Raw genomic sequence first — 14,796 nt, forward strand, 5'->3', positions numbered from 1 at the left:
GACCTGCAAGCGATGGAACCGCCAGACTAGCGGTTATACTCCGAAAATGACGATAATTCGACACCCACGCCTTGTGCGCCCGGATAGATGTCGGGCTTGCATGTGGCGACCTTGAGCGCGCGAACCCCGGACCGGGCAGCAATCCAGTCGTACACCTCCGCAGCGAGGGTTTCCTGGAGGTTGAACCGTTTGGCCGACGCGATTCGCTCGATTTCCAGCTTCAGGTGATCGTAGTTCCAGGCATGCGCCTCGCTGTCGGCTGACGGAACCTGAGCGGGGTCCAGCCAGACCTCCACGCTGACGAGCAGCCGCTGTGGAGTCCCGATCTCGAAGTGGTGGAAGCCGATGTCCGTCATGACCTCAAGGGAGTCGAGGTGGATCTTGAACGACTGGACGCGGAGAGACGCGGGCACGAGCCCCTCGAGGCGGGGCGTAAAAGGCAAGATATCGCTCATCGGGGAAGGTCCAGAAATTGAACATCTCGGGCGAGCGCGAGAAAGCGCTGCCCACCATCGATGGTCAGCACCTCGCCGGTAATTGTCGGGGAGTCCAGCAGAAAGCGGACAGCCGCGAGAACCTGGGCCGGATCCACCCCGCGACCGAGCGGGTTGTGCGCGTGAGCCGCCGCAAAGTTCTCCGCGGTCTGCTCGCCCGAAGGCAGCATCAATGCGGGCGCCACGCCGTTCACGCGGATGCCTTGGCTTGCATATGCCCGGGCGGTCAGTTCGGTGAGGCAGGCCAGAGCCGCCTTGGAGAGGGTGTAGCTCAGGAAGTCCGGGTTCTGCGCCCGCAGCTTTGCATCGAGGATGTTGACGATCAGCCGATCTCCGGTTCCGCCCGCCAAGGCGAAGCGCTCGCTGAGAAGCGCGGGGGCGCGGACGTTCACGCCCATGTGGAGGTCGAACTCCCGGCTCGAGAAGGCGCCGACTTTGTCGTGAGCGAATCGGGCGGCATTGTTCACGAGCAGGAGGGGCTGCTCGGGACAGGCCGCCAGGATCCGCTCCGCGCAATCGGGCTCCAGCAGATCCGCCGCGACCTTGATGGATCCGGACGGAACATCGTCGGGGGCATGATGGACGTGCGCGACCACCTGCCATCCTGCCTCCGCCAGTCCTTGCGCCAGGGTCCGTCCGACACGCTTGCCGGCCCCGGTCACGATCGCCACACGTTTCTGCATCGCCCATAACTGCCTTGCGCACGGACCACGCGCAATGACAGAGGGGATCGATGCCCGAGAGCCAGCCACCCCTCCCCACCGCGTCCATGAGCCTTGCCGAGATCGCGCAGGCCCTCGCCGAGCGCCGCCTGCCGCCGGTGGAGCAGTGGAATCCCACGCACTGTGGCCACAGCGGGATGCGGATCGCGAGAGACGGCAGCTGGTTTCACGAGGGAGAGCCGATCCGGCGGCCGGCGATGGTGCGCCTGTTCTCGACGGTTCTGCGCCGGGAGCCTGATGGTAGCCACGTGCTCGTGACCCCGGCCGAGAAGCTATCGATCGATGTCGATCTCGCGCCGTTCGTTGCAACTGCGTTGAAGAGCGAGGGCGACGGCCGGGAGCGGCGGATCGCGTTCGAACTCAACACCGGGGATGCGGTGATCATTGGTCCGTCGCACCCGCTTCGGGTCGTCAAGGACAGTGCGGGGCCCATACCGCTGGTCGCGGTGCGTGGCGGCCTGGAGGCCTCGCTCACCCGGTCCGTCTACTACGAGCTGGCAGAACTCGCTCTTGCGGACGGTTCTGAGCCACCGGGGATCTGGAGCGATGGCGCATTCTTCATGCTGACAGCATGACGCTGGTTGAAGAGCTGCGCGCTGCGCTAGTCCGCCCGGCGCCCGCGACCCTCCTCCCAGGCGACCTGATCGAAGGTGATACGATTGACGCCAAACCGGCTGCGGTGCTGATCGCAGTGACGGATCGCGACGAGCCTGGCGTTCTGCTCACCGTCCGAAGGGAGCACCTTCGGACCCACGCCGGTCAGGTGGCATTCCCCGGAGGGCGGATCGACCCGACCGATGCGGATATCGCCGCAGCCGCCCTGCGTGAGGCGGAGGAAGAGATCGGGCTGCCTCCGTTTGCAGCCACGGTCTGGGGAACCGCGGATTCCTATCGGACGATCACGGGCTATGTGGTGACCCCAGTGCTAGCCACCATTCCGCCCGATCTGCCGCTTGCGCCGCACGAAGCGGAGGTTGCCGACTGGTTCGAGGCGCCGCTTGCCTTTCTGCTCGACCCCGCCAATCAGCGCGCGGTCGAAATGGAATATCGCGGACGAATGCGGACCTACTATCAAATCGATTGGGAAGGCCGCCACATCTGGGGCGCAACCGCAGCCATGCTGGTGAACCTGACCCGAAGGCTCGGCCGTTGGAGCTGAAACGTCTCGAGGAGTTGGGCTCTCGCCCCGGCATTCCGATGCTGCTGCAGGCCCTCGGCCCCGGCCAGGCGCGGTTCGTGGGCGGCGCCGTCAGGGACTCGCTGCTCGGGCTTGAGGCCAAGGACCTGGACGTCGCCACTCCGCTCAGCCCCTACGAGGTCATGCGAGCCCTTGGCGCTGTCGGGATCAAGGTCGTGCCGACGGGGATCACGCATGGCACCGTCACGGCCATCAGCGATGGCCAGGTGGTGGAGATCACGACCTTGCGTTCGGACGTCACCACCGACGGACGGCGAGCCACGGTGGCCTTCACGGACGACTGGCAGCAGGATGCGGCGCGACGGGACTTCACCATCAATGCCCTGTTCGCGGACCCGCAAACCGGTGAGCTGTTCGACTATTTCGATGGGCTGGCCGACTTGCGGGACCATCGGGTGCGGTTCATCGGCGATCCCCTGACCCGCATCGCCGAGGATCACCTTCGGATCCTGCGCTTCTTCCGCTTCCACGCTCGCTTCGGAAAGGGGCAACCCGACGAGGCCGGACTTCGAGCCTGCGTCCTGCGCGCGAACGATCTGATGGCCCTCTCACGCGAACGGATTGCCGACGAGTTGCTCAAGCTGCTTGCCCACCCGGACCCGGCGGCAACCGTGAGCATCATGGTCGAGCATGGCGTCCTTGCGTCCGTCCTGCCCGAGATCGAGCAGTCCGCCCTCCCCCGCCTCGAGCGCCTGGTCCAGGCAGAGCAACAATCTGGTATCGTGCCCGACGGATTGCGGCGGCTGGCCAGCCTGATCCCTTGCGATCCTGCGCTGGCGGAAAAGATCGCCGCACGTCTCAAGTTGTCCAACCGTGACCGAAAGCGGCTCGCGAGCGCAGTTCAGGCCGAGCTCGATCTCAATCCGCGGGCGCTAAGCTACCGGATCGGCACGGAGAGCGCGATCGACCGACTCCTGCTCGCTGGTTTAGCGGAACAAGCGGCTTCGGTCGCACACTGGGACCCACCTCGGCTCCCCATTGGCGGCGGAGTGTTGATCCACAAAGGGCTGGCGCCCGGACCCGCCGTGGCGAAGACCTTGAAGATCATCGAGCACCAATGGGTGGAGCGTGGGTTTCCCCAAGGTCCTGAGTTCGACGCGATCGTCAGTGAGGTGTTGGCGGCCGAGGCCTGAAGGTCGCCGGCATTCGGGAGTGTGCCGGCGACCTCCGCCGGGCAGATCAGCCCGGAATGGATACGGCGTCGGTCACGTGGACCACGCCATTGCCGGTCTCGAGGTCGGCCGTGGTCACCGTCGCTTCGCCACCCTTCTCGTCACGGATGACGACCTTGCCCTCCTTCAGGATCGCCGTGAGCGGACTGCCTTCGACCGTGGTCAGGCTCGCCTGTCCGCCGCCTGCGTTGATCTGGCCCACCAGGTCCGCTGCCTTCACCTTGCCCGAGACGACATGGTAGGTCAGCACGGTCCGCAGCTGGTCGCGATTGGCCGGTTCGAGCAGGGTCTGAACAGTACCGGCAGGAAGCTTCGCAAAAGCCGCATCGGTCGGCGCAAAGACCGTGAAGGGCCCCTTCCCCGCAAGTGTGCTGGTCAGTCCCGCGGCATTGACGGCCTGCACCAACGTCTTGTGGTCTGGCGACGAGGCTGCCGCGGACACGATCGTTCCCTTGCCCTTGTGGTCGTGCGCGACGGCAGGCTGAGTGGCAGCGAGGAGCCCGACGGCGGCGGCAAGAGAGAAGAATCGCAGGCGTGACATGTCGTTTCCTTTCCTGAGTTGCGTGAGGCAACGGACCGGAGGTGGGAAGCGAGCCGCAGCTCAGCGATATGGGCTATGGCCGGTACGGTTGACGCGGGCAGCAGGCACGCAAAGCGCCGGCCGAGGATAGGGGAACGCTCGGCCGGCGCCTGGCTCGTGCTTGCGGGAGGCGAGCCATGTCACTGTGTCTCATAGTCTTTAGCGATGGACCATACGGCTGAAGGTCCTAGTCGCAGGACTACATGCCCGCTTCCACCGCCAGGCGGATGAGGTCCGCGGATGTCGGCAGGTGAAGACGCTCCATCAGCAAGGCGCGATGCATCTTCACCGTTTTCTCGCTGATGCCGAGTTTCCAGGCAATCTGCTTGTTGAGCAGGCCCGCAGCGATGAGCTCGAGAACCTGCCGCTGGCGGGGCGGCAGGGACTTTACCAGCTCGACGGCACGTTCCCGGCGACCCGCGAAAAGCGATTGGGATTCGCCCGTGAGCTCCACCTGGGATCCAAGGAACCAGGTCAGTTCCCCTTCCTCTCCGAAGATCGGCGTCACGAGCACCGCATTCCGGAACGGCGAGCCATCCTTTCGGTAATTCAAGATATCCACCAGCACGGGCGTGCGTCCCGCGATACCCTGGCGAATTCGTTCGGTGAGCCAGGGCTCGGTGGCGCTTCCGGCGAGAAATCGACAGTTGCGACCGACAATCTCGCGCTCGGAGTAGCCGGTCAGTTCGCAGAACGCGTGGTTCGCAACCTCGATCGGATTATCTGGTCGACGCGGATTGCTGACTACACTGGCGATGGGACTTCGCCAGATGCTCTCGATCAACTCTTCGACGCCAGATGCCTGCACTGCGTTGCCTCGTCCCTGATCATAACGGCTCCGGCGCCATCGCGCGAGTCAGCAACCCGGTGCCACTTCCAGACGCAATCCGCGAGCTGTTCTTGGCGGTTTTCCGCCACTTGCTCCTTCGTCTACGGTGTAGATCGATTGCCAGGTTATTGATTTATTGGAATAATTCATTCGAGCGAGCCGACTAAGGTGTGACTTTCTCGCAACTTGGATTCTGAACGGTTCGTTACGGGGCCGCTGGACGGCAACTTCCCTCATGTTCTACAAGTTCCTTGCGCCATCCATAGATTGAAAAGGGGAAAGCATGCGCAAGTATCTCCTGGCCGCAGTTGCCGCTGCTGCCATTGCGACACCTGCCGCTGCCCGGGACAAGTCCGGGTACGTCGGCATCGAAGGCGGCCTGATGCTCGTCGAGGATCAGGACCACGACGCCGAATTCTCGGACCCCACTCTTGGGTCGGTGAATGACCTGGTCATCATCAACCACAAGATGGGCCTCGATATCGATGCGATCGCCGGATACGACTTTGGTCCGGTCCGGGCTGAGGCCGAACTCGGCTGGAAGCGCGCAAGCCATGACGATTATGCGCTTGCTCCTCCCTTCGACGAAGTCATCGACGCCGACGGCCGGACTAGTGTCCTGTCGCTCATGGGCAACCTGCTCCTGGACTTCGGCGATGACGATGGTTGGAATGCCTACGTCGGCGGCGGCGCAGGTATTGCGCGGACTCGCATCCGGCTGAATTCGGACGGCGCGATCGGCCGCGTCAGCGACACAGGCTTTGCATACCAGGCCATTGCCGGTGTTCGGCGTGCACTGAGCGACAATGTCGACTTCGGCCTGAAGTATCGTTTCTTCAACGCGAAGATCAACGACAGCATCGACCTGAGCGATCTTGATCTGGACACCGCGGATCTCGACGCCAAGTTCCGGTCGCATTCCCTGCTGGCGAGCCTGATCTTCAACTTCGCGCCACCGCCGCCGCCGCCTCCTCCCCCGCCGCCTCCGCCGCCGCCGCCTCCGCCGCCTCCGGCGACGCAGACGTGCCCGGACGGCTCGGTGATTCTGGCGACCGACGTGTGCCCGGTTCCGCCGCCACCGCCGCCACCGCCGCCGCCTGCTCCAGAGCGCGGCTAAGCGGACTGCTCGGCGCGGGTTGAACCAGCGCCGAGCAGAGTAAAGCAAGAATTCGGGGTAGAGCCATGTGCTCTGCCCCGTTTTCTCTTGTTGGATGGATCGACTGCGACGGTCCCGCGCGAAGGTCGTGGGTCTAGGAAAGCCACGCAGTCGAGACAGTCGGTCGGAGCCTTGCGCTCACTCGGGCTACGGCTCGCCCCCGCCTCTGGATGCTAGTGAGCAGGCAAAGCGGCCGAAGAGCGTAGTTGTCACCCGTGACTTCAGCCCAGCGTTCAACAACCCTGGCGCCCGAAACTCAACGGCACCCGCGCTCTCCGAAATTTAGCGGAGGGCCCCCGAGGGCGGAGTGTAAGCCGCCGCCGCAGCCTGGCGCTCCGGCTGCGTATCCCAGCCGTAGATATCGTTCAGGTAGGTGAGCTTCCCCCCCTCCGGCTGCGCCGTGAGGTAGGTTAGGTAGATCGGCACGCCCTGAGGGATCTGCACGAACTGTTCAGGCTCCGAACCGCGCGCAGCGGGGTCCGAGCCCATCAGCCAGCGCCCGAGCCGACGCGCATCCTCTAGACGGATGCAGCCGTTGGAAAGCTGGCGTACCGGCTTGGCGAAATGCTCGCGCGCCGGCGTGTCGTGGAGGTAGATGTCCACGCCGCTCGGGAACGGCACCTTCATTTTGCCCATGCTATTGCCAGGTCCGGGCTGCTGACGGATGCGCATCTGCTTCGCACCGGAGGCAAGTGCCTTCCAATCGACTTCACTTGCCGGGACAACCGCCGCATCCCGGGTCCAGTCCGACATCACTTCGTAGCCGCGCGGCTTGAGGTAGGCCGCCCCCTGCTTCAGAGCCGAGGGCGCAACCGTCTTGCGAATGAGGTTCGGCGGCACGTTCCAATAGGGGTTCAAGGTCAGGTAATGGATGACGCTGCCGATCATGGGGGTCGGTGTGTCGGGCGTCCCGACCACGACCTTCATGCTGTCGACCGGCTGTCCATTCTCATACATGGTCAGCCTTGCGGTGGCCGCGTCCACGATGATGAAGCGCCCTGAGGACGGCAGGATGCGCGCACGCTCGAGGTTGGCTAGCAGCCTGGCATCGGCGACCGTCTGACCCGACGCGATCGCCGCATCGCGGATGCCCCGATAAATCGGGTTCAAGTCCGCCATGCGATCGATCTGCGCAGCAAGATCCGGAGCCGCCGCGGTCGTCAGGAGGATCTGGTCCGGACGAGCATGCGGCCGAAGCAGATCATAGCCATAGATCATGCCCTTGGGCGGCGTACGAAGATGCTGCACATAAGCCACCCAGGCCTTGGACAAGGTCACTTCCGCCGCCTTGGTCGCGGCCGGATCACCAGTCGCAGCCTGGGCGATCGCCGCATCCACTTGGGCGGCCAGTTGCGGACCGAAGGCGAAACCGTCGATCGGTGATCGCTTCAGCAACGCCGAGAGCCGGCTGGCAGCGGAGCGGGTCGCTACGTTGCGGAACCAAATCGGGGCGTCGCCATGATGGAAGTAATAGGCTTCAACCGGGTCGGACGGCGCAACCCGGACGACGGGAGCCGGCGGAGGCGCCGGTTGCCTCTTCTTCGCCTCGCTAACTGATGGGAGAAGAACGGTCAGCGCAGTGGCAGCAAGCAGAATATTCTTCACGGCGGTCCCGAGCCCCAGTTGGTTTAGCCTGGACGCTTATCTAGGCCCATGCCCCTGTCGGGCAAGTGAACCGTTTGAATTGGATGCGCTTTGACGTCAGTCGTGGCGTGTCGGTCACGTGCGCTTCAGCAGCAATGCCGCCGGCTGCGCCAGTACTCGAGTGCCGCTTCGGCCTCGAGCGGCTTGGCGAAATAGAACCCCTGCCCCGATGCGCAGCCCAGCGTCGCGAGAGTGGTTGCCAACTCCCGGCTTTCGATGCCTTCCGCGGTGGTCGACATGCCCAAGGCTTCGGCGAGGCTCAGCACGGCGCGGACGATGGCCACGCTGTCAGGGTCGACCATCATCGCAGACACAAAGCTCCGATCGATCTTGAGTACGTCAATCGGCAGGCGCTGCAGATAGGCAAGGGACGAGTAGCCCGTGCCGAAATCGTCCATCGCCACAGTGGCATCCAGCGCCTTCAACGCGTCGAACACCCGCGTCGCGCGACCCGGATCCTGCACGATCGAACTTTCCGTCAGCTCCAGCGTGAGCCGTTCGCCGGTAAGGCCGCTCGACCGCAACGCGCTCGATACGACACCGGCGATATCGTCCCGTGCGACCTGAATCGCCGACAGGTTCACTCCCACGTAGAGCGGCAACTGCTCGCCGGTCCTGCGATCCCACTCCGCCAGGGTTTGGGCCGCCTTGTCCATGGCCCAGCGGCCGAGCGCGAGGATCAGGCCGCTCTCCTCCGCAACGGGAATGAACTCCGACGGGCTGATCTCGCCTCGATCCTCGTGGCTCCACCGGGCAAGCGCCTCGAACCCGGCGACCTCTCCGGACTTCAGGTCGATCAGCGGCTGATAGAAGAGCTTTAGCTCGTCGCGATCCAGTGCGCGCCGAAGCTCTGTCTCGATGGAGAAGCGGCGGCGTGCCTCGCTCGCCTGCTTCGCCTCGTAAACTTGCGGGCGACCCGCCTGCTTGGCCTGCTTCACCGCGAACTGCGCGTTGCGGAACAGCTCCTCGGGCTCCTGGCCGTGCTGCATCACCGCCAGCCCGATGGCGCAGTCCACCTTGATCTCGAGGTCACCCAACTTGAAGGGAGCTGTCATCACTTCCTGGATGCGCGTGGCCGCCCTCATCGCATCGGCAATGCCGCGGCGCAGCGAAACCACTACGCCGAACTCGTTGCCGCCCGTGCGAGCCAGCTTGTCGCCGGCCCGAAGGGCGGAAATCAGGCGGCGTGCGAAGGTGATGATCAGCTCGTCACCCGCCAGGCTGCCCATGGTCTCGTTGATGCGGGAGAACCGCAGCATGTCCACGACCAGGACAGCATGCTCCAGTCCGTCCTCGGCAGCAGACTGAGTGTCGTTGGCCGCCTCGATCATCTCGGTAAAGGCGAGGCGGTTGGGCAGCCCGGTCAGGCTGTCGCGAAGCATCTCGGCCCGAAGCGTGCGTTCGGCCTGCAGCTCTACCGTCCGGTCGACAACGGAGACCAGGCAACGCTGCTCCTCTGCCTGCAGGCGTGGGAGCGGTGCCAACTTCATCCGGAAGAAGCGGCCGGACACCCCATCTCCGTCGCGAAAGTCGAGTTCGTCGCTGCTGGTGCCTTCGAACCAGCCTCTCAGGTGGGCAGCAATCAACCCCTCGCCGTGAAGGCACTTGGCGACAAGTTCGTCGAAGGTGCCGACGGAGGAGTTCCGCAGCAAATCATCGAAGCGCCGATTATGGCCGTGGATCGCCAGCACACCGCTTGCCCCGCGGGTTACGACGGCAGCTGCAATGGGCAAGGCGTCCAGCAACGACAGGTCGTTCGCCGTCGCCGGCGATCCCTGTTGCGGTGCCGCCCCACCGGACGATCGCTGCGATGCAGCCTGCATTCGCCCCCTTTGAACGGCAGGGAGTTAATTCTACGTTGCCTTCGTCGAGAACCTGCAGCAGGCCGACCACCAAGTGCATGATTCCGCATCGGTTCATCTTCTTCGGGGAATAGTGACCCAATGACGAGTTTCCTGCCCACGCTCCTGGCCGCCGCCGCGGTGTTCCAACCTGTGGACAGCGCGGTGCCTGAACCGGTGGAGACGATCGCACTTCCTCCGAGCGGCGAACGCGGCCTCGACATGATCGTTGTCGATACGGAGGCGATGCCGGCAGAGCCCGAGCTGGCGAAAGGTCTTCCCCAGAACCTCGAAGAGAGCTTCAGCGGCGCTCCCGTCGACCTGTTCGTCCCGACCCACCACCTCTACACCGACCTCCGCCGCTCCCTGGTTCGCTACCAGATGAAATGGGGGGCTCTCCCTGCGGTGACGGTGGAGACAAACGGCCCCGCTCTGAAGATCGGCTCCAGGGACCCACGCATCTCCTCGCTTCGCCAGCGCCTTGGGTTGCCGGCGGGCACCATTTTCGACGCGGCGCTGGCAAAAAAGGTGGCCGAGTACCAGGCTGACCACGGCCTGAAGTCGGACGGCATTGCCGGTCCGGGCACCTTGGCGTCCATGAACCGTGGCGCGGGCTGGTACGAACGTCAGATCATGCTCAACATGGAGCGGGCGCGGCGCCTTCCCCCGGAGGGCAGCCGCGAGCGCTATGTGCTTGTGGATGCCGGTTCGGCGCGACTGTGGATGTACGAGAATGGTCGGCCGGTCGACAGCATGAAGGTCATCGTCGGCTCGCCTGCTTCGGAAACCCCGATGATGGCTGCCTTGCTGCGCTACACGGCTATCAACCCGTTCTGGAACATTCCGCCCGACCTGGTGCAGAAGAGCGTTGCAAAGCGCGTCCTGGAACAAGGTCCGGCCTATCTCGACCAGAAGCGCTATCAGGTGCTGTCCGACTGGTCGGATCAGGCGAGCGTGATCGATCCGTCGACTGTGGACTGGCAGGCGGTTGCGGATGGCCGCACCGAACTGCGCGTCCGGCAGCTTCCGGGCGCGGACAACTTCATGGGGATCGCCAAGTTCATGATGCCGAACCACTACGGCATCTACCTGCACGATACGCCCAACAAGGCCTTCTTTGCCAATGAGGACCGCTGGATCAGCAATGGCTGCGTCCGGGTTGAAGACGCGGCTCGCCTTGCGCGCTGGATCTACGGGGCTATGCCGGAGCCGAAATCGCCGGACTCCGAAGAGCGGGTGGACCTGGACAAGCCCGTGCCGGTCTACATCACTTACCTGACGGTGGGAGCCGGAGCGGGCGGGCCGCAATTTCGTGCCGATCCCTATAACCGGGACGCCCCGCTCCTCGCCAAGTTTGAAGGCGCACTGCCGGCCGCCGCTACCCGCTGAAGCGGTTGCTCCGCGGAAAGCCGTTGGGCGCCATGCGTCCGCTCGCCCCGCGGATGCCCCGCCACGGGGTCAGATCCGCCTCGGTTCGGGTGCGGCCACTCTCCCCGCCCATCGACCAGCTCAGGCCCTCGGCGAAGCGAATGGGAACCAGATCGGCCAGCCCGCCGTCCCTGTAGCGCTGTAGCTGGACCCCGGATCCGCGCCCCATTTCCGGTAGTTCCTGCAGCTGGAAGATCAGCATCTTCCGGTTCTCGCCCATCACGGCGACGGCATCAGCGCCATCCGGAATGCACTTCAGGACCGCCAGCCTCGCGCCGGGCCGCAGGTTGAGCAGCTGCTTGCCTTTGCGCGTCTCCGCGAGAACCGCCTCTCCTGACGTCACGAAGCCACGCCCGTCGGAACTCGCCACCAGCAGCTTCATGTCGGGCCGCACCACGAACAGGGTTGCGATCTCCACCTCGGCGGCCAGGTCGATGGACAGTCGCACCGGCTCTCCAAAGCCGCGGCCACCCGGGAGCTTGTCGCCAGCCAACGTGTAGACCCGCCCGTTTTCCGCCGCCAGCAGCAGCTTGTCGGTGGTCTGCGCATGGAAGATGAGGTGCAGCGCGTCCCCTTCCCTGAACTTCAGCGTCTCCGCGTCGTCCAGCGCCACATGGCCCTTCATCGCGCGGATCCAGCCACGCTGCGACAGGATGACGGTGATCGGCTCCTTTTCGATCATCGCGGACCAGTCGATCTCCGCGCGGGAAGTGGTGCCCTCCTGCAGGTGCGTCCGCCGCGCGTCCCCGAACTTGGCTTTCACGTCGGCGAGCTGCTTCTTCATGCGGCGACGCTGCTTCGCCTTGTCCTCGATGAGGCTCGCGAGGTCGGCGCGCTCCTTGGCGAGGGACGTCCGCTCGCGCCCGATCTCCATTTCCTCCAGCTTGCGCAAGCTGCGTAGCCGCATGTTGAGGATCGCTTCCGCCTGCCGGTCGGTCAGGCCGAACTCCGCGATCATCACGGCCTTGGGCTCATCCTCGGTGCGGATGATCTCTATGACCCGGTCGAGATTGAGGAAGGCGATCAGGAAGCCGTCGAGTAGTTCCAAGCGGTCGTCGATCTTGCCGATCCGCACCTGCGCCCGCCGGACCAGCACCTGGAACTGGAACGCCAGCCACGCGGTCAGCGCCTGCTTCAGGCTCATCACCCCCGGCGTCCGGGTGGCGTCGAGCACGTTGAGGTTCAGCGGGAAGCGGATCTCTAGGTCGGTGAGCCGATAGAGACTCTCCTTCAGCAGCTCTGTGTCGACATTGCGGCTGCGGGGTACCAGGACGATGCGGATCTTCTCGTCGCTCTCGTCGCGGATGTCCTCCAGGATCGGCAGCTTCTTGTTGGCGATCAGTTCGGCGATCTGCTCGATCAACTTGGCCTTGGGCACGCCATAGGGCACCTCCGAGATGACCAGCTGCCACATGCCGCCGCCGAGCTTTTCGACACCGGTCGGCTCCCACTCTCCATCGCCCTCCCGGCCGACCGAGAAGCGAGCCCGGAGCCGAAAGCTGCCGCGCCCGGTCTCATAGGCGTGAGCGATCACTTCCCGGCTGTCCACCAGCACGCCTCCAGTCGGGAAGTCCGGCCCGGACACGAAGTCCATTAGGTCGCGGCTCTCGGCATGCGGATTGTCGATGAGGTGGGTCGCGGCGTCGATCAGCTCACCGACATTGTGCGGCGGGATACTGGTCGCCATGCCGACAGCGATACCGCTCGCGCCGTTCGCCAGCAGGTTGGGAAACAGCCCCGGAAAGACCTCCGGTTCTTCCTCCTCGCCATTGTAGGTCGGCTTGAAGTCGACCGTGCCCTCGTCGAGGCCGGCCATCAGCTGGGTGGCGATGGCCGTCAACTTGGCTTCGGTATAGCGGTAGGCAGCCGCGTTATCGCCGTCGATGTTGCCGAAGTTCCCCTGCCCGTCCACCAACGGATAGCGAAGCGCGAATTCCTGGGCCAGCCGGACCATGGCATCGTACACCGACGCATCCCCGTGCGGATGGTATTTGCCGATGACGTCGCCAACGACCCGCGCGCTCTTCTTGTAGGAACCCGCCGGATCGAGCCGCAGCAGCCGCATCGCCCACAGCAGCCGTCGATGGACCGGCTTCAGGCCATCCCGCACGTCCGGCAAAGACCGGGCCGTGATCGTGGACAGCGCATAGACCAGGTACCGCTCGGAGAGAGCAGCGTCGAAGGGCGTGTCGATGGTGGTGGAGGCGGGCTCGTCTGCTTGCATGGTCGAGGGGTTAGCAAGCCCGCAGCGGTCCGTCACCGGGTCGCTGTGGCTCTGCGCCCGACTTAAACCGTCACGAAGCCGTGACACGGACCTGCAAGGCTAAAAACGGCTGTGGGCTGGACTTAAGCTGGTCCTTATCCCGCATTGCCGGTCGCCCCCTGGGTGCCGAGGTGGCTTTGTCAGTGCTGGTTAAGGAATAGGCGGGGAGGACCAGCAAATGAACGATGGCGCAAGCGAACCGTTGAGCGGGCGGCCGAAGCGCGACGAACGAGGATAGTTGATGTTCCCCATTGCCACTCGGTCCGTTCCCGCCCTTCGATCCTTGCTGTTCCGGGTTGCCGGCATCGTGGTGGTCGGCAGCGCGCTTGCCGGTTGCAGCGGTGGGGGCGAAAGCGCTGCCCAGCAGGGTGGTCGCGGCGGACCAGCTCAGGTCGGATACGTCACGGTAACCGCGACTTCCGTTCCAGTCGTGAACCAGCTCGGAGGGCGAACGGTCGCTTACGAAACCTCCGAAGTGCGCCCGCAGGTCACCGGCTTGATCCAGCGGCGGCTGTTCACCGAAGGCAGCTTTGTGCGTCAGGGCCAGCCGCTCTACCAGATCGACCCCAGCCTCTACCGGGCCGCGGTGAACCAGGCGAATGCGAACCTCTCCAGTGCGCGCGCTGCTGCGGACGCGGCACAGGCGCGCGCCAATCGGTATCGGCCACTCGCCGAGATCGAGGCCGTCAGTCAGCAGGAATACACGGATGCGGCAGCCCAGGCTCGCCAGGCACGCGCCGCCGTCGCGCAGAACAACGCGGCGCTGGAAACCGCCCGCATCAACCTGCGCTTTGCGACGGTGCGAGCACCGATCAGCGGCCGGATTGGCCGCTCAATCTTCACGAACGGAGCGCTGGTCAGCTCCAACCAGGCCGATCCGCTCGCCGTGATCCAGCGGACGGACCCGATCTTTGTCGACATCCAGCAATCCAGCGCGGAGTTGACGGCCCTCCGCCGCGCACTCGCTTCGGGCGGCGTTGACCCGGGGAGCACCCAGGTCCGGCTCCAGCTCGAGGATGGCAGCGACTACGGTTACACCGGCACCGTCCAGTTCTCCGAGGTGATGGTAAACGAGAGCACGGGCACCGTCACACTGCGGGCCCGCTTCCCCAACCCCAATGCCGTGCTGCTGCCGGGCATGTTCGTCCAGGCGATCTTCACGCAGGCGGTGACCCCCAACGCCATCCTCGTTCCGCAGAGCGCCGTGCAGCGGGACATCGGCGGGCAGGCCTACGTGTTCCTCGTCGGACCCGGCAACAAGGCGCAGCGCCGGCAGGTCACGGCTGACCGGACTTCTGGGACGAACTGGGTGATCACCGGCGGGGTGCGGCCCGGGGACAAGGTCATTACGCAAGGCCTCGCCAACGTGCGCGACGGGGCCGCCATCCGACCCGTGCCCGCCAGCGCTCCGCAGCGCATCGCGCCGCCAGCGCCCGGGTCCCAGCCCGCCGCCAAGGGCGGACGGTAAC

General features: G+C 65.0%; 13 protein-coding genes. 6 read left to right on the forward strand and 7 right to left on the reverse strand.

Going from position 1 to position 14,796, the window contains the following annotated elements; translation table 11 throughout:
• Nucleotides 1–26: 26 nt before the first annotated feature.
• The gene (locus tag JT720_RS06400) at nucleotides 27–455 is read right to left on the reverse strand and encodes a dihydroneopterin aldolase (RefSeq protein ID WP_205480272.1); all 429 of its coding nucleotides are present in this window, start codon (nucleotides 453–455) and stop codon (nucleotides 27–29) included.
• Entirely contained in the window at nucleotides 452–1,177 is a 726-nt protein-coding gene (locus JT720_RS06405) for an SDR family oxidoreductase (RefSeq protein ID WP_205480273.1), read from the reverse strand. Before JT720_RS06405 ends, JT720_RS06400 begins: the two co-directional genes overlap by 4 nt.
• Before the next feature lie 50 nt (nucleotides 1,178–1,227).
• Here JT720_RS06405 and JT720_RS06410 point away from each other — a divergent pair, with 50 nt between their 5' ends.
• Genes JT720_RS06410 through JT720_RS06420 form a run of 3 tightly spaced genes read left to right on the forward strand, consistent with a single transcriptional unit; the run spans nucleotide 1,228 to nucleotide 3,547 of the window.
• A complete protein-coding gene (locus JT720_RS06410; RefSeq protein ID WP_205480275.1) occupies nucleotides 1,228–1,791 on the forward strand; it encodes a DUF1285 domain-containing protein in 564 nt (187 codons plus the stop codon).
• Entirely contained in the window at nucleotides 1,788–2,375 is a 588-nt protein-coding gene (locus JT720_RS06415) for a CoA pyrophosphatase (protein WP_205480276.1), read from the forward strand. The genes JT720_RS06410 and JT720_RS06415 overlap by 4 nt, the downstream gene beginning before the upstream one ends.
• A gap of 38 nt (nucleotides 2,376–2,413) precedes the next feature.
• On the forward strand, nucleotides 2,414–3,547 hold the full coding sequence (locus tag JT720_RS06420) for a CCA tRNA nucleotidyltransferase (protein ID WP_205481356.1): 1,134 nt from the start codon (nucleotides 2,414–2,416) through the stop codon (nucleotides 3,545–3,547).
• Nucleotides 3,548–3,593: 46 nt separating this feature from the next.
• On the opposite strand, the gene JT720_RS06425 is transcribed toward JT720_RS06420, so the two are convergent.
• Together JT720_RS06425 and JT720_RS06430 are read right to left on the reverse strand one after the other, a co-directional pair.
• Nucleotides 3,594–4,127 (reverse strand): fasciclin domain-containing protein, encoded by a 534-nt coding sequence (locus JT720_RS06425; RefSeq protein WP_205480278.1) that lies wholly within the window; start codon nucleotides 4,125–4,127, stop codon nucleotides 3,594–3,596.
• A gap of 238 nt (nucleotides 4,128–4,365) precedes the next feature.
• Nucleotides 4,366–4,974, reverse strand: a complete 609-nt coding sequence (locus tag JT720_RS06430) for a LuxR C-terminal-related transcriptional regulator (RefSeq protein ID WP_205480280.1) — start codon at nucleotides 4,972–4,974, stop codon at nucleotides 4,366–4,368.
• A gap of 304 nt (nucleotides 4,975–5,278) precedes the next feature.
• Here JT720_RS06430 and JT720_RS06435 point away from each other — a divergent pair, with 304 nt between their 5' ends.
• Nucleotides 5,279–6,112: an outer membrane protein gene (locus JT720_RS06435; RefSeq protein ID WP_205480282.1), complete on the forward strand. Its 834-nt coding sequence runs from the start codon at nucleotides 5,279–5,281 to the stop codon at nucleotides 6,110–6,112.
• 321 nt (nucleotides 6,113–6,433) lie between these two features.
• Here the strand turns inward: JT720_RS06435 and JT720_RS06440 are convergent, their stop codons facing one another.
• Both JT720_RS06440 and JT720_RS06445 read right to left on the reverse strand, forming a co-directional pair.
• A complete protein-coding gene (locus JT720_RS06440; RefSeq protein ID WP_205480284.1) occupies nucleotides 6,434–7,756 on the reverse strand; it encodes a L,D-transpeptidase family protein in 1,323 nt (440 codons plus the stop codon).
• 125 nt (nucleotides 7,757–7,881) lie between these two features.
• A complete protein-coding gene (locus JT720_RS06445; RefSeq protein WP_205480286.1) occupies nucleotides 7,882–9,618 on the reverse strand; it encodes a putative bifunctional diguanylate cyclase/phosphodiesterase in 1,737 nt (578 codons plus the stop codon).
• A gap of 120 nt (nucleotides 9,619–9,738) precedes the next feature.
• Between JT720_RS06445 and JT720_RS06450 the strand changes: the two genes are divergently transcribed.
• Nucleotides 9,739–11,025 carry a L,D-transpeptidase family protein gene (locus tag JT720_RS06450; RefSeq protein WP_205480287.1) on the forward strand — a complete coding sequence of 429 codons (1,287 nt, stop codon included), beginning with the start codon at nucleotides 9,739–9,741 and terminating at the stop codon, nucleotides 11,023–11,025.
• Here JT720_RS06450 and parC read toward each other — a convergent pair.
• A complete protein-coding gene (parC, locus tag JT720_RS06455) occupies nucleotides 11,015–13,288 on the reverse strand; it encodes a DNA topoisomerase IV subunit A (RefSeq protein ID WP_205480289.1) in 2,274 nt (757 codons plus the stop codon). The genes JT720_RS06450 and parC overlap by 11 nt on opposite strands.
• A 280-nt stretch (nucleotides 13,289–13,568) precedes the next feature.
• On the opposite strand from parC, the gene JT720_RS06460 reads away from it, so the two are divergent.
• Nucleotides 13,569–14,795 (forward strand): efflux RND transporter periplasmic adaptor subunit, encoded by a 1,227-nt coding sequence (locus JT720_RS06460; RefSeq protein WP_205480291.1) that lies wholly within the window; start codon nucleotides 13,569–13,571, stop codon nucleotides 14,793–14,795.
• Nucleotide 14,796 lies beyond the last annotated feature (1 nt).

It is taken from the genome of Sphingomonas arenae (genome assembly GCF_016924655.1).
GTDB classification, from domain to species: Bacteria; Pseudomonadota; Alphaproteobacteria; order Sphingomonadales; family Sphingomonadaceae; genus Sphingomicrobium; species Sphingomicrobium arenae.

What these genes read in the sequence shown, in the direction of transcription:
- JT720_RS06400 (WP_205480272.1), bottom strand. Translation starts at nt 455, where the DNA reads ATGAGCGATATCTTGCCTTTTACGCCCCGCCTCGAGGGGCTCGTGCCC.
- JT720_RS06405 (WP_205480273.1), bottom strand. Translation starts at nt 1,177, where the DNA reads ATGCAGAAACGTGTGGCGATCGTGACCGGGGCCGGCAAGCGTGTCGGA.
- JT720_RS06410 (WP_205480275.1), top strand. Translation starts at nt 1,228, where the DNA reads ATGCCCGAGAGCCAGCCACCCCTCCCCACCGCGTCCATGAGCCTTGCC.
- JT720_RS06415 (WP_205480276.1), top strand. Translation starts at nt 1,788, where the DNA reads ATGACGCTGGTTGAAGAGCTGCGCGCTGCGCTAGTCCGCCCGGCGCCC.
- JT720_RS06420 (WP_205481356.1), top strand. Translation starts at nt 2,414, where the DNA reads ATGCTGCTGCAGGCCCTCGGCCCCGGCCAGGCGCGGTTCGTGGGCGGC.
- JT720_RS06425 (WP_205480278.1), bottom strand. Translation starts at nt 4,127, where the DNA reads ATGTCACGCCTGCGATTCTTCTCTCTTGCCGCCGCCGTCGGGCTCCTC.
- JT720_RS06435 (WP_205480282.1), top strand. Translation starts at nt 5,279, where the DNA reads ATGCGCAAGTATCTCCTGGCCGCAGTTGCCGCTGCTGCCATTGCGACA.
- JT720_RS06445 (WP_205480286.1), bottom strand. Translation starts at nt 9,618, where the DNA reads ATGCAGGCTGCATCGCAGCGATCGTCCGGTGGGGCGGCACCGCAACAG.
- JT720_RS06450 (WP_205480287.1), top strand. Translation starts at nt 9,739, where the DNA reads ATGACGAGTTTCCTGCCCACGCTCCTGGCCGCCGCCGCGGTGTTCCAA.
- parC (WP_205480289.1), bottom strand. Translation starts at nt 13,288, where the DNA reads ATGCAAGCAGACGAGCCCGCCTCCACCACCATCGACACGCCCTTCGAC.
- JT720_RS06460 (WP_205480291.1), top strand. Translation starts at nt 13,569, where the DNA reads ATGTTCCCCATTGCCACTCGGTCCGTTCCCGCCCTTCGATCCTTGCTG.